The sequence below is a fragment of the Paraburkholderia polaris genome, assembly GCF_012927345.1.
Taxonomy (GTDB): domain Bacteria; phylum Pseudomonadota; class Gammaproteobacteria; order Burkholderiales; family Burkholderiaceae; genus Paraburkholderia; species Paraburkholderia polaris.
On record NZ_JABBGJ010000017.1, the window covers coordinates 21,292 to 37,109 of the forward strand.

Annotated in this window: 23 protein-coding genes; 17 read left to right on the top strand and 6 right to left on the bottom strand. The window is 58.6% G+C overall.

The genetic code is table 11. The features are described from left to right. Positions 1-50 precede the first annotated feature (50 nt). Positions 51-1,016, bottom strand: coding sequence for a hypothetical protein (locus HHL24_RS17075; protein WP_169486616.1), 966 nt, complete (start codon positions 1,014-1,016; stop codon positions 51-53). Positions 1,017-2,856: 1,840 nt separating this feature from the next. Here HHL24_RS17075 and HHL24_RS44805 point away from each other — a divergent pair. The 12 genes from HHL24_RS44805 to HHL24_RS17130 all read left to right on the top strand — a co-directional run bounded on the left by HHL24_RS44805 (position 2,857) and on the right by HHL24_RS17130 (position 9,485). Further along, a complete protein-coding gene (locus HHL24_RS44805; RefSeq protein WP_329606688.1) occupies positions 2,857-2,967 on the top strand; it encodes a hypothetical protein in 111 nt (36 codons plus the stop codon). Between the two features lie 177 nt (positions 2,968-3,144). After that, positions 3,145-3,741: a recombinase family protein gene (locus HHL24_RS17080; protein WP_169486617.1), complete on the top strand. Its 597-nt coding sequence runs from the start codon at positions 3,145-3,147 to the stop codon at positions 3,739-3,741. Then, a complete protein-coding gene (locus HHL24_RS17085) occupies positions 3,738-4,304 on the top strand; it encodes a hypothetical protein (RefSeq protein WP_169486618.1) in 567 nt (188 codons plus the stop codon). Before HHL24_RS17080 ends, HHL24_RS17085 begins: the two co-directional genes overlap by 4 nt. 293 nt (positions 4,305-4,597) lie before the next feature. After that, positions 4,598-4,816 (top strand): DNA-binding protein, encoded by a 219-nt coding sequence (locus HHL24_RS17090; protein WP_169486619.1) that lies wholly within the window; start codon positions 4,598-4,600, stop codon positions 4,814-4,816. 12 nt (positions 4,817-4,828) lie between these two features. Beyond that, positions 4,829-5,233 (top strand): helix-turn-helix domain-containing protein, encoded by a 405-nt coding sequence (locus HHL24_RS17095; protein WP_169486620.1) that lies wholly within the window; start codon positions 4,829-4,831, stop codon positions 5,231-5,233. Next, a complete protein-coding gene (locus HHL24_RS17100; RefSeq protein ID WP_169486621.1) occupies positions 5,230-5,796 on the top strand; it encodes a hypothetical protein in 567 nt (188 codons plus the stop codon). Before HHL24_RS17095 ends, HHL24_RS17100 begins: the two co-directional genes overlap by 4 nt. Then, entirely contained in the window at positions 5,789-6,100 is a 312-nt protein-coding gene (locus HHL24_RS17105) for a hypothetical protein (RefSeq protein ID WP_169486622.1), read from the top strand. The genes HHL24_RS17100 and HHL24_RS17105 overlap by 8 nt, the downstream gene beginning before the upstream one ends. Positions 6,101-6,272: 172 nt before the next feature. Continuing rightward, positions 6,273-6,740: a hypothetical protein gene (locus HHL24_RS17110; RefSeq protein ID WP_169486623.1), complete on the top strand. Its 468-nt coding sequence runs from the start codon at positions 6,273-6,275 to the stop codon at positions 6,738-6,740. 2 nt (positions 6,741-6,742) lie between these two features. After that, the gene (locus HHL24_RS17115; protein WP_169486624.1) at positions 6,743-7,069 is read left to right on the top strand and encodes a hypothetical protein; all 327 of its coding nucleotides are present in this window, start codon (positions 6,743-6,745) and stop codon (positions 7,067-7,069) included. After that, positions 7,066-7,740, top strand: a complete 675-nt coding sequence (locus tag HHL24_RS17120) for a hypothetical protein (protein ID WP_169486625.1) — start codon at positions 7,066-7,068, stop codon at positions 7,738-7,740. Before HHL24_RS17115 ends, HHL24_RS17120 begins: the two co-directional genes overlap by 4 nt. A 563-nt stretch (positions 7,741-8,303) precedes the next feature. Further along, positions 8,304-8,966 (top strand): hypothetical protein, encoded by a 663-nt coding sequence (locus HHL24_RS17125; protein WP_169486626.1) that lies wholly within the window; start codon positions 8,304-8,306, stop codon positions 8,964-8,966. Between the two features lie 9 nt (positions 8,967-8,975). Beyond that, on the top strand, positions 8,976-9,485 hold the full coding sequence (locus tag HHL24_RS17130) for a hypothetical protein (RefSeq protein WP_169486627.1): 510 nt from the start codon (positions 8,976-8,978) through the stop codon (positions 9,483-9,485). 38 nt (positions 9,486-9,523) lie between these two features. Here the strand turns inward: HHL24_RS17130 and HHL24_RS17135 are convergent, their stop codons facing one another. Further along, positions 9,524-9,772 carry a helix-turn-helix transcriptional regulator gene (locus HHL24_RS17135; RefSeq protein WP_329606690.1) on the bottom strand — a complete coding sequence of 83 codons (249 nt, stop codon included), beginning with the start codon at positions 9,770-9,772 and terminating at the stop codon, positions 9,524-9,526. 532 nt (positions 9,773-10,304) lie between these two features. On the opposite strand from HHL24_RS17135, the gene HHL24_RS17140 reads away from it, so the two are divergent. The 4 genes from HHL24_RS17140 (at position 10,305) to HHL24_RS17155 (ending at position 12,500) form a co-directional block, all read left to right on the top strand. Beyond that, positions 10,305-10,568 carry a DUF3761 domain-containing protein gene (locus HHL24_RS17140; RefSeq protein ID WP_169486628.1) on the top strand — a complete coding sequence of 88 codons (264 nt, stop codon included), beginning with the start codon at positions 10,305-10,307 and terminating at the stop codon, positions 10,566-10,568. Positions 10,569-10,618: 50 nt separating this feature from the next. Beyond that, a complete protein-coding gene (locus tag HHL24_RS17145) occupies positions 10,619-11,437 on the top strand; it encodes a DUF7946 domain-containing protein (protein ID WP_169486629.1) in 819 nt (272 codons plus the stop codon). 618 nt (positions 11,438-12,055) lie between these two features. Continuing rightward, on the top strand, positions 12,056-12,292 hold the full coding sequence (locus HHL24_RS17150; RefSeq protein ID WP_169486630.1) for a hypothetical protein: 237 nt from the start codon (positions 12,056-12,058) through the stop codon (positions 12,290-12,292). Continuing rightward, on the top strand, positions 12,282-12,500 hold the full coding sequence (locus HHL24_RS17155) for a hypothetical protein (RefSeq protein ID WP_169486631.1): 219 nt from the start codon (positions 12,282-12,284) through the stop codon (positions 12,498-12,500). Before HHL24_RS17150 ends, HHL24_RS17155 begins: the two co-directional genes overlap by 11 nt. Positions 12,501-12,543: 43 nt before the next feature. Here the strand turns inward: HHL24_RS17155 and HHL24_RS17160 are convergent, their stop codons facing one another. The 4 genes from HHL24_RS17160 to HHL24_RS17175 are packed head-to-tail and all read right to left on the bottom strand — an operon-like array spanning position 12,544 to position 13,889. Continuing rightward, positions 12,544-12,804, bottom strand: coding sequence for a pyocin activator PrtN family protein (locus tag HHL24_RS17160; protein WP_169486632.1), 261 nt, complete (start codon positions 12,802-12,804; stop codon positions 12,544-12,546). Between the two features lies 1 nt (position 12,805). After that, a complete protein-coding gene (locus HHL24_RS17165) occupies positions 12,806-13,015 on the bottom strand; it encodes a helix-turn-helix transcriptional regulator (RefSeq protein ID WP_169486733.1) in 210 nt (69 codons plus the stop codon). Next, the gene (locus HHL24_RS17170) at positions 13,012-13,353 is read right to left on the bottom strand and encodes a DUF4224 domain-containing protein (RefSeq protein WP_169486633.1); all 342 of its coding nucleotides are present in this window, start codon (positions 13,351-13,353) and stop codon (positions 13,012-13,014) included. Before HHL24_RS17170 ends, HHL24_RS17165 begins: the two co-directional genes overlap by 4 nt. Continuing rightward, positions 13,350-13,889 (bottom strand): excisionase, encoded by a 540-nt coding sequence (locus HHL24_RS17175; RefSeq protein WP_206002898.1) that lies wholly within the window; start codon positions 13,887-13,889, stop codon positions 13,350-13,352. Before HHL24_RS17175 ends, HHL24_RS17170 begins: the two co-directional genes overlap by 4 nt. A gap of 989 nt (positions 13,890-14,878) precedes the next feature. Between HHL24_RS17175 and HHL24_RS17180 the strand changes: the two genes are divergently transcribed. After that, positions 14,879-15,793 carry an integrase domain-containing protein gene (locus HHL24_RS17180; protein WP_169486634.1) on the top strand — a complete coding sequence of 305 codons (915 nt, stop codon included), beginning with the start codon at positions 14,879-14,881 and terminating at the stop codon, positions 15,791-15,793. The last annotated feature ends 25 nt before the right edge of the window (positions 15,794-15,818 follow it).

Consider the following 15,818-nt stretch of genomic DNA (forward strand, 5'->3'; position numbering starts at 1 on the left):
AGTAAACCGGCCTGACGCTGGACCCAGATTGCGCGGGCGGCGCGCTGGTTTCAGATAGCCGTGTCTTCCTTGCATCCTCCGACGGCGGTAGTATCTTGTTCCGTCGTCATGCCGGGAAAAATCTCCATGTAGGTAGTGGCAGCGCGCATCCTCGCCATATCAGGCCCGGAAACGCGCCAGGTAATAACGGCGGGTACACCGCGCGGCCCCGATACCTGATATTGCGGACCTGAGTCGCCCTGGCATACTCGCTGCACGGTGACCCCTGCGCTTTCGAGCGCTTGCCGAATATCGCCAGTGCATACGCTCGAATCAATGGACGTGCAATCGTTTGTGCCGATGCCGATCTGGGTCAAGCCATCACCTTTGGGAGCGATATGAATATCGCCAATTGCGCCGTTCTCGAACACTAGGATGCCGTCACGGCTTGGTATATCGCTCTGCTTGGTCCATTTCACTGGCAGACCACCGCTGTTTGTCCACGCCGCCTGCGTGCCTGCGGTTGATAGCAAGGCAGCGGCCAGTTTTCCGATGCTCACCACAGGCGTACCGCACTCATATCTGTTGCGCGATGGATTGCATATCATGCTGTCACTGCCATGCGCTGTCACGGCCGCAGCGACCCGCTGTTCGACAGTCGCCGGGTTAGCCTGCCGCTCAGTTGCGGACGAGTTCACGGAAGCTGCTCGACTGGGACCATAACTTCCGTCATAGCCGCCGTCCGGCTTCTCCCATGCGCTGAATCGATAGTTCTTGTCGACGTGGCCGTCGTCCCAAGAAACGGAAATCGTGCAGTCGATTCGGTAGCGGCCATTACCGATTTGACGTGCATGGGAATTGCCGGTCGGAACGATTCCCATGATTTTCGGGCCGTCCGAAGCGATGTGGAGCAACTGCGGTATAGCCGACAACTCCATGGAATTTGCCATTGGCGCTCGGCAGTTCTCTGGCATCCCTTGGGCGAACGACAGCGTTGGCACCGCCAGCAGTGCAGCAATCCACAAACGATTCATCATGGTCCCCTCTTGGTCTGTGTTCGTTCTCTAGATTCTATCGAAGACGACTTCGAGATTAGAAAACGCCGAATTTTGCCGCAAATTAGTTCGCACTTTTCCGCGCGGTTTCGAAACGGTCGGATTGGCGGGAAGGCATGGGCGGCAAAGGGGAAAGGGCCGGCGCGGCCGGAAGTTTCGGAACGATTTCCGCGCAGATAAGTACGCAGATAGATCCGAACGCCGAGCGCAACATTACGGCATAGCTTGCGAATTGCATACATTGAGGCGCGGTATGCACGGCCGAGGTACGCAGCGCGGTACGCACGGAAAGTTGCAGGCTGACGGACAAAAAAGCAGGTTCGCACCGCAGAGGTTCGCAGCAAGGTTCGCAGCGAAACCGATGGTTACCATCGCGCGGTTACCAAGCGGTTACCAAGCGGTTACCACGGTTTCGAGCGTTTTCGAAACAACTCCATATACGGTATCGGCAGCGTGTGCGCCGAGTTTCTTTAGTCCCTAAAGGGCTGCGTGGATAGTCGCGAAACAAACCTCATGAATACAGTGGTTTGAAACAACCCCATGGACGACGGACATGGCTCGTCGAAGCACCCCAAAACCGTCGTCTACCTTGACAGCGCCTTTGCGGATCGGGGGGGCGCCGGAACCCCTTGCTGACGGAGGCCTCCAGAGAATTGGCGCCGCTCGGCATAAATGTCGTCGGATAACGCGAAGCCACAATACGATAATCCACGGGCTGCGGTAGATTTGTCGTACCTAGCAAAAAATAAGCGGTCAAATGGGGAGGGGGAACAAATGATAAAGATAACGGCGACACTTGGCTGCCTCAGCGTAGCAGTGTTGATTTTGTCTGGATGTGGAAAGGATTCGGGGAATCAGCCATCAGTTGCCAGCCAGCCGGCTTCTGCGCCCCCAGTTGCCGCGACGCCCGTACCGGCGCCCGCTCCTACGCCAGCGCTTGAACCGGCCGAGCCGCAGCCACCGAGCCATAGCTACGCCATGGTCGATAGCGGCACCTACGGGTATGAGCCTGCCCTAAGCGAGGAGGACGTTCGTAACGGGACGGCTACGAAGCCGCTCATCATGATGCGCTATGAGGGCAACAGGAATGGGACGTTTGTAATCCTCATATTGGGCACCGACTTAAATAATCCCGGTTTTGTCAATCGTGTCAGTTGTCACGCACCTTGCGAATTTGCGAAATCGGAAACTCTATCGGGTGACGTCATATTGAAGACGGAGACGCTACGGATTACTCCCGACTCAATCGTGGGAGCGATGTTCCAAGATGCTGTATCTGGACAACTCATTCCTTTTGGCCAGGGACAAGATGGCGGACATATCGCGATGCCGCCCCAACAGGTGGCTACACAACAACCGGCTGAACCGCAGATAGTGGTTGCTCAGCCAACCTCCTCCAGACCAATCTCCGAAGGGACAACGGATATGTGGCTAGGCCCGCTGGACATGAACCTCCGATCATGTCTTGGCACAACCTGTTCAGCATTGATAGTAATTCCAAAGCACGCTAAGGTCAGCGTCGAAACGGCATCAATCCGCAATGTTACGGAAGCATCAGGTGCGCAGACGCCATGGGCTCGAGTCACATACTCAGGTCCGTATTGCGACCCGGCGACGCTGGATCAGAAGGTCGGATGCGTCACACTTCATGAACCAGGTAATCCCATTACTGGCTGGATGAATTACCAACGTCTGTCCGCGACGCCGACCGGGCAGTAGGGCAATGACTATTTGCTGACTCGCCCGCTGCCTAATTGAGAATCCGGCGGCGGCCCTCCACACCAGCATGATGTAATTCTTCGCGCCGGCGATCACATCGCCGGTGGGGTATCTGGGTCACATCCTCGCCCAAATCGTGGGCCATCCAATCAGCCGGGTTGATGAGTTGTTGCCGTGGCGTGTCGCCGCGTCGCTGCGCTCGGCGCCAATCTGACGCAGCCACCCTCCGAACGTTGCTGTCGACCACGGTCGCGATGCAGCGCTTACCTATGTCCGATAACGTTCGATTTCGTACATGTTTCTCAAGTAGTGTACGAAAAATAGCCTTGACATTAAAAGTACATCCTATATGATTCGTACATCGTCAACGTACATCAACGGGGTTCAACAAATGTCACGCACATTCATCTACGCCCGCGTCTCGACATCCGACCAAACTACCGAAAATCAGTTGCGCGAGATTCAAGCCGCCGGCTTTGCGATCGAGGAAGACAAGCGTAAGCAGCGCATCGTTACCGAATGCATTAGCGGAAGCGTTGCGGCGAGCGAGCGGCCCGGCTTCTCGAAGTTGCTGGACCGGCTTGAATCGGGCGACGTACTAATCGTCACGAAACTGGATCGGCTGGGTCGGAACGCGATGGATGTGCGAGCAACGGTCGACCGGCTTTCCGAAATGGGCGTGCGCGTGCACTGCTTGGCATTGGGTGGTGTGGATCTGACGAGCGCTGCTGGCCGAATGACTATGGGCGTGCTTAACGCGGTTGCGGAGTTCGAACGCGATCTGTTGATCGAACGTACACAGTCCGGACTGGCTCGAGCAAAGGCTGAGGGAAAGGTGCTGGGTCGCAAACCGGCTCTCACACCCGAACAGCAGGAGGAGGCCCGCCAGCAGCTAGCCAAAGGTGTTTCCGTGTCAGAACTTGCCCGCATCTACAAAACAACCCGTCAGACCATCATGCGCGTGCGTGCAGCAGGGGAGGCAGTATGAGCGCAGCTATTGAAGGTGGAATTTTCCGTGATGCCCGCGAGGCGCTTGTCTTCGCATTGAACTACCAGTGTGATCAATACGCGACATCGGCATTGGCGCGCCTGGCTCAAGAAGGGGCAATTGGTAGTGGCCGTGGCTTGGTCGGCCTTGATGGGGCGGCGCAAGCGGGTATGGTTAAGTCCCGGCTTCAGTGGATGAGCGACCATTCAGTCGCGGCGTTGATAGCCCGCTGTGTGCCACACCAGGTCAAATGCGACGGTGGCGGCACTGCCGGCGCCCAGCTGAAAGATAGTGCTGTATGGCTGGCTGCGATTGACGAGGTACGCCGGTTTATCGAGACAACACAGGCCCATGCGGTCGTGGTCGACGTTGTGGTTGTAGCCGCCATCCGGAAATTCTTTGGCGAGCGCAAAACGGTTCAGGAGATCGCTGACCACGCCCGAATGCACCGCGTCACAGCAAACCGGCAAATCCTGCTCATCAAAGCCGAGCTGGAAAGGCTCGAGGTCGAAGCGTGGGCCGAGCTTGATAGTTCACTTCGTGCGGCAGGCATGATCCAGTAAGGACTACTGAAAAAGTTCTTGCGCTACAAAACGAGGTATGTTCTAATTCAATTTAGATACATTGAAGAAGTGCGCCCAGTCTGGCGCGCTTCGAGATGGGCCGCGGATCGCTCCGGGGTCCAGTAGTTGAGAATCAGATGTTCAATCGGCCATAGCGCCGTCCACCGGGACTATCCAGACCCCGGCAAGTCTTCCGTAGTACCTCTCAAACTAAAACTAAAACTCGCGTCATCCCACCCGGGCCGCGTTCGTGCGTCCTCTTCTCCTCAACTCCTCCAAAGGAGCGATTCGCCGTGTCTCAAGACGCAATTGAATACCTAGATACGCACCAGGTTGCGCAGCTTTTTTGCGTTAAACCACAATCCATTAATGCCCGGATTTGTCGAACCGGGTCTCTGTGGGGCGTTAAACCCCTAAAAGCGCCTAATCGCCGCAACCTGTTTCTCTCGGCAGAGATCCACGCATTGATCACCGAACGCCGTATGTCTGACGACAGCGCCAAGGCGGAATAAGGAGATCGCGCAATGAATGAACGAAAAAAAAGCCCGCGCGGTGCGAGCTTTCCTAAAGAGCCTGTGATTCGTGGGGGCGAATCCACAGCGTCAATTCAAATGCGGATGGGTCGATATTATCACGCGCTCCGGCAGTTCTGGAAATCAAATGGCATTGACGTCCAATCGACTGAAACGACCGCGCAGTGCGAGCGGCTGGCGGCAATTTTGCGTCTGCAGGGCAGCCGTGGATTGGGTTCGTTAGAGGGTCGCGCAGCCGGCGGGTTCGTGCAATTGCCGACGCGAATATCCGACCTGAAAGAAGACGGGTTCGATATTGCGAGCATCCCTGAAAACAAGCACGGCGGCGATGGCTTGTTTCACATGAGAACGGCTCGTTACGTCTTGATCTCCGAACCAAAGCGGGCGGCAGCATGAAGGATCGCAAGGGTAAAGGAAGCGAGCGCTTCGTCGGCGTTCCGTTTTGGGTGATGAACCATCCTTCATTTCGAGCAGCGTCGCACCGATCGCGCGCGCTCCTGCTAGATGTGCTGCTTCAGTACAACGGCCGCAACAACGGCTCGTTAGTCATCTGCGATAAGGCGTTAAAACCGTTGGGCTGGAATAGTCGGGACGGTCTGACCAAAGCAAAGCGCGAACTGGTCGAGTTGGGGCTGCTGGTGGAGACTCGGCAGGGCGCAAAACCGAATCGCGCGGCCTGGTACGCGCTGAGCTGGCGACAGCTTGATGTGAAGGACGGGCTAGATATCAGTGTCCGTTCCTACGTCACTTTGGCGGCACAAAAAATTGAAGTGAGACCCCCGCACGGCGGTCTAGAGCCCGCCAGCATACGACCGTCACACGGTCAAAGGGTTGAGCTTGCTAGACCGCACCACGGTCCTATGCGCGCAAATTCCGATACCCCGCCTAGACCGCCACACGGTCAGTATCTAGAGGTTGCCATACCCAGTGCAGCGAATGAGGGGGTGCAGCATGCCTGAGGTCAGGGAAGCGAGCACCGTTGACGTGCAGGCGCGCATTCGTCACCTCGAGCAAAAGCGTGGTGATCTGTGGTCCATTGCTGGCGGGTCAAAGTCGGCGGCGAACATTTACCGGGCATTCCTGGATGGGCGGCGGTCACCGTCTGATGCATCGCTCGCTATGGCGGCATTCGAGGGTTTCGACCTGATGGACCGTTACCGTCACTTGCTGGCGGAAAAGCTCACGCGAGCGGCAATCGCCAAAGCACAGGCCAAATGCCTGACCGACGAGATCCGGAGGCTTCGGGTTGGGGATGCCCCATGAGCGCTATCTGGGTACACATAGAGTCATCGGACGAAGCCGGACACGCCTGGGTGCGTCACCGGGCCCGTCCTAATCCCGCCTGGATGCCGCGGGCCTATATCCGCGCCGACAAGCTGAACTCCTATCTGTTGTCGATACTGGACGCGACCAAACCAAACACGGAAACATCGGAATGAAGCTATTCAACAAAAACAGCAACTCAGACACGACGACGGACAGCGCAAAGCGTGACGTGACGATTACCGCCGAGGCACCGCGTTTACCGAGCCATGTGGTTGCCGAGACGGACGACGCCCGCTGGAAAATACCCCTCACGCTCGATGAGCAATACCATCTTGCGCACGAATATGAGCGCGGCGTAAGCGACGAGGCGCGGGTGCTGCGCGACTTTCTCGAGCTCATGTACCAAGGCAGTGATGGTGGCGCGGTACGGCTTACCGTCGAGATCAAGCTTGAAGGTCCGGGCGAGGTATCGTTGGTAGCCACCCCCAGCGGGCACGGGAGCGTAAGCAGGGCGGTTGCCCCATCAATGAAGTACGCGGATGTAGGCCGCCATATCCTCGGATGGGTAGCGGAGGCGCAGACCCGCCCCGATTTGGTAGCGGACCTTGTGGCCTCACTCGCTGACGAACAGGAGTGAGCGTGGCGTCGACAAAGAAACCACGTGCGAAAGAGAGGGCACAGGCCAGCGAGCGGGTTAGCGCGGTTGACCGGTTGTGTATCGTCCTGACCAAGGCGTTCGACGCCAACGCCAAGGAAGACGACCGAGGCCGAGCCATTGGGGCTGTTAGCCAGCTACTGGACGGTGCGCGCCGTCGCGGGTTTGCGAACACGGGTGCCCTGCTGACAATGGCCGCCAACGGCGCGGAGGCGCGATGCTTCGAATCGCTGGCACGGGAGGCTATGGCCGGCGCCACGGATGAGGAGCTGGAAGCGGCCATTGGCCAACTACGGGAGGGCGGTAAATGAAGAAAAGAAACCCGGAAGCAATCGTGCCAGCAGACCCGCCCGCCACGGTGCGGACGCCGGAGCAAGCCAAGTTGAGATCTGAGAGGCTGGCGCGTATCACAGTGTCCGGACAATTGGCGTCCACGCAATTGATGAGTATGTTCGTCCCGCCACTGGCTACCGAATCAATCCCGATTGGCGAGCTTGCTGAGGCGCTACGCGGTCTGACGGGGCAGGTTACTGCCGGCGATATGTCGGGCGTAGAGGTGTTGCTCGTCAGTCAGGCCGTTGCGCTCAATACGCTGTTTGGGGAATTTGCCCACCGTGCTTCTGTGAATCTAGGTACTCACCTGGGTGCAACCGAAAGCTATATGCGCCTTGCCCTGAAATGCCAGCAGCAATCGGCAAGCACTCTGCGGACATTGGGTGATATCAAAAACCCGCGTGCGCCGGTCTCGTTCGTGAAGCAGGCGAATATCACGAGCGGTAATCAGCAAATCAACAACCACGGCACCGCGCCCACCGCGACCAGTACGCACGCGCACACGCGCACGGGAGAAAAGCCGGTCCCGACGAACGAACTATTGGAGCATCAGGATGGCGAAAGGCTGGACACCGGAGCGGCGAGCGGCTCAAGCCGAGGCGATCAAACGATGGCGGCCGTGGGAGCGGTCCACAGGACCGGCGACTGACATAGGCAAAGCTATTGCTTCACAGAACGCACACAAACACGGACTGCGTGGCCGCGAGTGGATCGAGATGCGCAAGCGCATGAACGACATGTTGCGTTCCTGCCGGAAGCGTCTGGAGGAGCTGTGAGTGATTGCACCGTAATCCGTGCCCGCCGCGGCGCAGCCCGCATCGATCCGCGCAAATAACAATCGGCTGCCCACATCGATAAATTGATCATGCGCAGTGGTCGAAAGCCAAAACACATGGAAGCCAAAATGATCCTTAACGGAAAAGCACTTAATACCACGCCACTCATTGTGCGTGCTGTAACTCCCCAGCAAGAAAATGACGCCACGCATACGGACGAAGATGCATCGCGAACCGAGCAGCCCGCGGAGCATGAGCGATGCGCCAAGTTTCTTGCCAACGAGCAGGAGGTGTCATAGGCAACTCACCCACACGTAGATCGCCACACCCTCCAGATAGCTTGGCGGCATCGCCGCCGGACATCAACATAGGCCGCCTTCGGGTGGCCTTTTCATTTCCCGTCCGCATTCGCGGCACTTCCTGAGGTAATACAGACATGACGACTTACGTCATTGCGAACAACGTCAACACGCAGCTCGCCTCGGCGATCTCGTCGGCGTCGACCACCATCGCTCTATCGAGCGCTGCGAACCTGCCGACTCTTTCGGCCGGCCAGATCATGCCGCTTACGCTCAACGATGCGTCGACGGGGCTGAACTACGAAATTGTCTATGTGACGGCAATCAGCGGAAGCTCGCTGACCGTGACGCGCGCGCAGGAAGGCACAAGCGCACTGAACTGGAATGTGGGTGACTACGCTTATTGCGCGTTCACGGTAGGGACGACGGCGGTTTCGACGGGCAATCCGTCGAATACGTTTCAAGTCGCCCCCGGCACCGCAAGCCAGCATGCCGTGCAGCTGGGGCAGGCCTTGGGGCTTGGGCAGTCTTGGACAGTCCTTACTGGTTCACGAGCGGCCGGCACGACCTACACAAATTCGACGAGCAAACCGATTTTCGTGATGGCGACCGTGAGTATCGCCAGCGGTGGAACGGCCAGTATCTCCGTGAATGGCGTAGTTGCGTCCACCACGGGCGGCCCGGTTTCACCGGGTATGGCGGCATGGGTGGGGGCAGTTGTCCCGCCCGGACAATCATATGTCGTATCTCTTTCCGGAACACCCGTTCCTACGCTTACGGCGTGGGCTGAATTACGTTAAGGCGAAAAAATGCAGACTTTCATTGATACAACGAATCAACAGGTTTGGGCATTTGAAGATGACGTCGTCGTTTCACAGACTTCGGGTGGCGCGTACGCATTTACGGCAGCGGAGGGATTTACCCTTGCGGTCCCTGCAACTCTCAAGCCGTACACCGTGCCCGAGCCGACAGAGGCTGAACTTGCTGCGAAGGCCCTGCTTCAGTCTGCCATGGCAGCCATGGCAGCCGGGCTGACTATTGCGAGCACTGCGACGCAGGCGATTGATGCCACCTACGCCGTCGACCAAGTGAGCCAGATGGACATCATCGCCATCGAAACGAGCCTGAACGCCGGAAAGGGCTTCCCTGGAGGTGCTACGACGTTTAACTACCCGGATACGTCGGGCATGATGCACACGTTCAGTGAAAGCAATTTCACGGACTTCGCCGCCGCAGTGCGTGATTACGTCTATGCGCTGAAGTCGGTGATTGCTGGTAGCTCGAGCGCGCTGCCAACGGCGTCGACAACCATCGCTTAAACTAACGACGGAGAGACGGGCGCCTTCGGGCGGCCCTTCTATTTTTGCCTGCCGGTGTTTGGTGGCGGCAACAGGTCCGCGATCGGGCGCGCATCTGCCCACTCCTCCACCTCTCGCACCAACCAGGCAACCCGGCGCCCAGACAAGAGCCGTGGTTCTGGGAATGTCTTTTCCCGGACCATCTTCTGTACGGTCGTGGGGGACAAGGAAAGCGCTTCGGCCACGCCCGAGAGATCAAGGTAAATTGGCTTCATCGTGACGATGGTGCGCTGAGATTTGGTGGCCACTCGTTTCTCCCTTGCCAGTTCGAGTCCGGTCCCCAGCACTAGAAGTGCCAGTATGTCAGTGTACGAAATTAACGTACGAATTGGCGTTGATGTACAAAATGGCATTTGCTAATTTTCGTACAGAGCATTTACCGATGTACGTAACCGGTCGTCATCGGACATGTCCGTCCCCGCGGCGGTGAGGAGTCCTATGCGAGCGTTGCTGCGGTCGTCACTATCGACCGCACATACTCGCACATCCCTGACTAGCCACCGCTTCCTCGGCCTCGCTTCGACGACCCTCATTGAGCAAGGGTTCAATCCAGACCGGATAGAGCGGCGGCTTGTGCAGTCGGAACGCGACGAGGAACGCGCAGCCGACAACGACGCCCAGTGCTTGCCGGAGCCCCGGAAGATGATGCATGGCGGGGCGACTATCTGCATCTGAAAAAGGGGCATAATGCGATGCCAGAGGCCGTCGAGCAGTCCTGATACCCAAGCGCCAGAAGTACCGGAGGCGGCTATCTGCTAAAAAATAACCTTCGGGGGACATATGGAACGCTTGGCGGTACTCCTGTTGCTGTCGTTTTCGCTGGTTTCAGCGAACGCGGCATATCAACATCCCAGAGAATCAGAGCTCCGGGAGCATGGGCACTACACAAACCGGAGTGGGCATAAAGTCCACTCGCCTGCTCACGCGACCAATGGCGGCGTTCCGACCGGTGCCACGGCACACTGCGGCGACGGCACCTATAGTTTCAGTGAACACCATTCAGGAACATGCTCTGGCCATCGCGGCGTTGCGGAGTGGGAGTGATGCCGGAGCTAAGGAAGTGCCTGAGGCAGTGAGTCCGTAAATAGACTAAAATGACAAGTCAATTCGAAACGATAGCGATCCGTTATGAGGGCGGCGATGCTGCCAATCATGAGATCGATCTCAACCAGCTTGGATTGTCCCTCCAGGGTTTTGCGCGTATCCTGGCTGTATGCGCAAACTTCGTGGAAACCGGGCGATACAACAAGCAGTTCGACAGCCTGTCGGTGAAGGTGCTTGCGAGGGAGCCGGGCGAGCATCAGTGCTACGAGGTATGGGCGACAATCACGAGCGCCCTGTCCTCGGGAACCTTGTGGACGGGCGTTGGAGCCGGTGCAACGCTGCTTGCCCCTGTGATTGGATATGTACTTAGTCGGCGCGACCAACAAGAGATGAAACTGCTAAAGGATGCTCTTGATAAATCGCTGGCGAATCAGGCCGAGACTACCGGCAAACTGATTGCGACCATCGAGAAGATGGCAGATGCCCTAGGTCCGGCTGCCAGGTCTGCACTTGCGCCGATCGGGCGCTCTGTTTCGAATATTGATCTGCACGAAGGCGCGACACGTTTCGTATCGGCTGACGAAACTCTCAAGGAGCATTTCGCCAAACCGTCTGCGTCAAAGTTCGAATCGACCAGAAAATACTCCGGCCTGATTTCCGAAATGGACATGAAAACCGGTGGCTGTAAGGTTTCATTCCCGGACGACGAAACACGCATCCAGGCAGAAATCACCGATCCCATTCGGGCGCTTCCAAACAACGCCTATGCGATGGCGTTTGCCAGCCAGACGCCGCTTGCATTCATGGCGAAGGCGGAGATGGATGAGGACGGTGCGATTGCCAAGCTTTACATCAGTGATTTGGCGTAGTCCGCATCTCCGGCGCTCACCGCGTCCAAGTTAGCAACTAGCCCCGCCCCGAGCGGGGCTTTTCACTTCTGCATTCCAAAAAAGAAGCCGCGGAAACACTGCGGCCCAAACCACACGCGGTAGATCACCGCGCACCCAGCGTCGCATAGGCCACCCATGCCGGCAATCGGGTTTCTGGTCTGAACAACACCTCCCTTGACTTCTACGGGCCGCATATCCGCTGCCGCCGCGGAAACCGCTAAGAAACGACAATCAGGCGTCGAGCGGGTCACTCTTCGAATAAAGAACCGCAGTCCGCCATTTTGGACGGAAGGTCTCGTCTTGCTTCTGGTTTCCGAAAATCACGCCTTCGGATCTTTACGGTCGTGGGTGCTGTGAAGTCCGTGCGTCGTGCGCCTCCATGCTTCGTCGGCGCGTTGCTGCGCCGATTGGAGAGTATGGGCGACCCCTCGTTTGCTCTTCGGTGCGGGTGCCAATGCCGAAGTCAGACCGGAAAGTGTCCGGCGGACGGTCTTAGCGACCATAGCGCGCTCCGCATTCGTGTCGGGATGGTAAGTCTAGGCCTTTACGTGCAGCTCGCGATACTGTACGTTTACACAGTACTTTGACGAGGCCACTATGGACGAGAGAGAACGCCTCGCGCGCAACCGTGCCCCGTACGATCCCGCCACGCCCGGAGAGTCGGGGACGATCCACTACGCGCTCAAAACAGTGCTAATGGGGATCAGGCAGGCCTGCGTGATTATCCGCGGCGTTCGCATTAGCAACGAGACTCAAGACGCACTGGAATCGCTCGAGCGGGCCCGGCACGAACTGGACGGGTTCATCCGCCGGGAGGATCGAAATGGCAGATGACCTGCGGCGACAACTCCGCGAAGTTGAGCAAGCGCTAATGGCGCTCGACGGCGTCATTGCAGTACGACGGGAATACGTGGCACTGCGAGAGCGGGTTGGCTGGTGTGAGCGTGATCTTGCGGGCTTGGAAGCGCTGGTGGATGCGGCTGAGAAATTGCGATCGCAACGCGACGGACTGGAGACGAGAATTGCATGCCGGGGCGTGTAGATCAGCCGCGACTCGGAGCTATGCCTCCACAGAAGCCAGCCGCTTAGCCGCGAAGCTGATCGCATTCCTTCTGGGCTTCCGCCCGCCGCGCGTCAATGTAGTCGGCAAGATCCTGGATGTGGACTCCCTTCGCTGACTTCTGGCTCTTCTCGATGCGGACAAGCGGCAGCGCGATTTCCCCAAGTGCGATCTTGCGCACGAGTTTGTCGACCTCCAGGTGCGGGAAGTAGTCTCGGCACACTGTGTCGATCGGTATGATTGCCCTCGCGTCGTACTGGGCCAGAAGCAGGAAGACGGTTTTCAAGTTAATCCTTTCCTGATGGAGGCGGCAACAGGTCCGATACCGGCCTCGCTTCCATCCATTCCTCGAGCTCGCGCACGAGCCATCCGACGCGCCTCCCCGACAGTTGGCGGGGCTTCGGAAATCTGCCCTCCCTGACGAGGCGCCTAACGCCCGTGGCGGACAGCGAAACCGCGTGCGCTGTGTCTTCGAGATCGAGACACAGCGGCTTCATCGTGACGATGGTTTTCTTCTTTCCTTTAGCGTCGGTAATGTCCAAGGCTTCTTTTCCTTAAGGCTGCCGTCGTTATTGTAAACATCCGGTTGCCACTTCTTTGTCTGTTGGTCCGTCAATGCCTGCGGCACCGACTTCCGCCTTGGCATTGGCTCGCTATGCGGCCCCGTGAAATACGCGCGAGCGATGATCGGCCGGCCTCGGGCATTTACCCAGAATGGAATGCCACTTGTGCGCATCCATTCGGCCTGCAACTCCTCGCGCCTTTTGCCGCGGCGCCCCGTCTTGATGCCGGTCAGTTCGGCGACTTCTTCTTCCGTCAGGAACAGTTCGCTCATCGTGATCCACCTGTCATCCGCCGGATCTTCTGTACCACCGGATCGAAGTACTCGGCATCTGGGCTGCAAAAATAGGACCGTCCGACCTTGGTGGGCATCGGATAGATCTTTCCCGCCTTGACCCAGCTTAATAGTGTGTGCCGATGCGGCGCATATTCACCGAATGTTTCTTCCGCCCATACAGCGATGGGGATTAGTTTGGGGCGTCGCTTTGTTGTTGTCGTGGGTGCCGGCGCTGGAGGCGGAGCCTTTGCGCGCGCTTCCGTCACCGCTTTCACGAATCTTTTGTCACCGTCTTCAATACTGCGGCTCACGCGCTCGAGGAAAGGCAGTTTGCGGGCATCCTTTTCCTCTCTGAGCCATTCGAGGTACTCGGTAACGTTCAGTTCGAACTCGCCTGCGCCGACACGACGGAAATGCCGGTCGCGCTGGATGCGACCGTTCCGCATCTGACTTTTGATTATCCTCAGGCTGCGGTTCATTACCGCTGCTGCTTCCTCGAGCGGTAGCCAACGGTCTATCTTCTTGTCCGCCATCACCTGTCCCTCCGTAATCGGACTAGCGCGACCTTCTGTGCGCCACCACTCCTCGATCAGGTCAGCTTGCCAGCGCAAAATCCGAGGCGCCAGCCGGACCGAAGGAGGGAAGTCAGCAGACCATCATGCCATGCCGGCGAACTACCTTAGGCCGCGACGGATCGCGTCACTTTGCAAAATCGGGCGTAAGACCAATGCCGTCGCGAAAATGGATATGCGTCACTCTGTAATCGCGATCGTCATACTGGAAGCGGCGCATGTCGGAGATCGGCCGGCAGCGAAAAAGTGGTTGCGGAACCGTACTCGTCCAATTAACCTGTGCAGGCACAGCTCGCCTCGGATGGGGCATCGACGTCCGCTGGAACATATCCAGCCATTAAGTGAAAGCTCGCATTGCGGGCGCGGTGACTAAGTCTCCGTTTTTTAATCGAAAGTTGGGCCCGACACCTAAAATCCGTCCGCAGTTTCCCGACGGCATGTGAAGAAGCGCCGCCGCCCGGTGGCGCTGCTGCTTTCTGCGTTCTGCAGGAGGCTTACCCCGTAATCCGTTTGTTCGTGAAAAGCCGCATGCCGGCTATCAACTTGAGACGTGCGCTTCCCCAAGCGCCATCGCCACGTCTTGGCTCGTTTGCCCATCGCCTCGCTTCGAGGCATCGGGCGGCGCCGCCGTGCGCGTGCGCCGGAATCGGTGTCCAGCAGTACCGGGCACCCATCAATTAACGAGGTCGGGCCGTGGCGCCCCCGATCGGTCGAGAAAAGCCACATTCACGGTAACAAACGGGGGAAGTGTCCTCCCGCCGCGCGGCCGCCCTAACGGGCCGTCGTGCCGCGGGCTACGTCGGCTTGCCGACGCAGAACACTCCCGAACTCACCAGCTCGAGGCTCGTGCCCCTGTTTGTTGTCTCCCCAGCGTGCGCGCTGGCACACCGTGGCCCATCGGGGGAGGCAACCTGGGGTCGAGCCTCAAGACTGGATTGTCGGGGGTACGCATGTCTCATCAATCACTGACGGCTGACCTGTGCCGTGCCGCGCGCCGTGCGCGTGGCAAACAGGCCGACGACACCCGGAGGGGTAGGGAGCAGGCGTTCGCGCGCTTTGCCCAGTTCCTCTGGAACGCGGGTTACCAGATTCACACGGTAGGGCAGATCCGGGAGAAGCATTTCAGGGCCTGGATCGATGACATGGTCGCGCGCGCTCGCTCAAAGCGGACAATCGCGAACAACGCGACGCACATTCGCACGGCGCTTGAGGGCATCGGACGGCGCCCGTTTGCGGACAAGGTCAGCAACGCCTCGCTCGGCGTTGCTGGCGCCAGCCGCGCTGGCACCAAGCGGCCGATGGGGCCGGACGTCTTCGAGACGTACCGCGTCGAGGTTGCTGTGACCGATCTCGGAGTTGCACTGGTAATGGAGCTTCAGTTTGAGCTCGGTCTGCGCGCCGAAGAGGGCGTCCAGTCCGTGAAGTCGCTCGCGGACTGGCATCGTGCGCTTACCAATCCGATTGGCGATGGCTTCGTAACCGTCCTCCACGGCACCAAAGGCGGAAAGACGCGCCGCGGCCCGCCTCTGGACCGGGAGCGGGCAGCGGAGATCGTGCGGCGCGCGATGGAGTTCAGCAGGCAGCACCGCGGCAGGCTCGTGCGCAAGCCTGACATGGAGAAAGCTATGGAGCGCTACCACTACGTGGCGGGCAAGGCCGGCATGAAGGGTGAGAATGCGCCACACAGCCTTCGCTACTGGTACGCGACCGAACACCTGCGACGTCTCAAGGCAGCGGGCGTATCGCGCCGCGAGGCGGCCGCCGCGGTGTCGACGTGGCTCGGGCATGGTGATGGCCGTGGGACGTGGGTCGAGCTTGTATATGGGCGCGAAGAGCTCGCCGGCGGGGAGGTGAGCAATGGCTAAGCGTGTCGACTCATTGCCACTGATC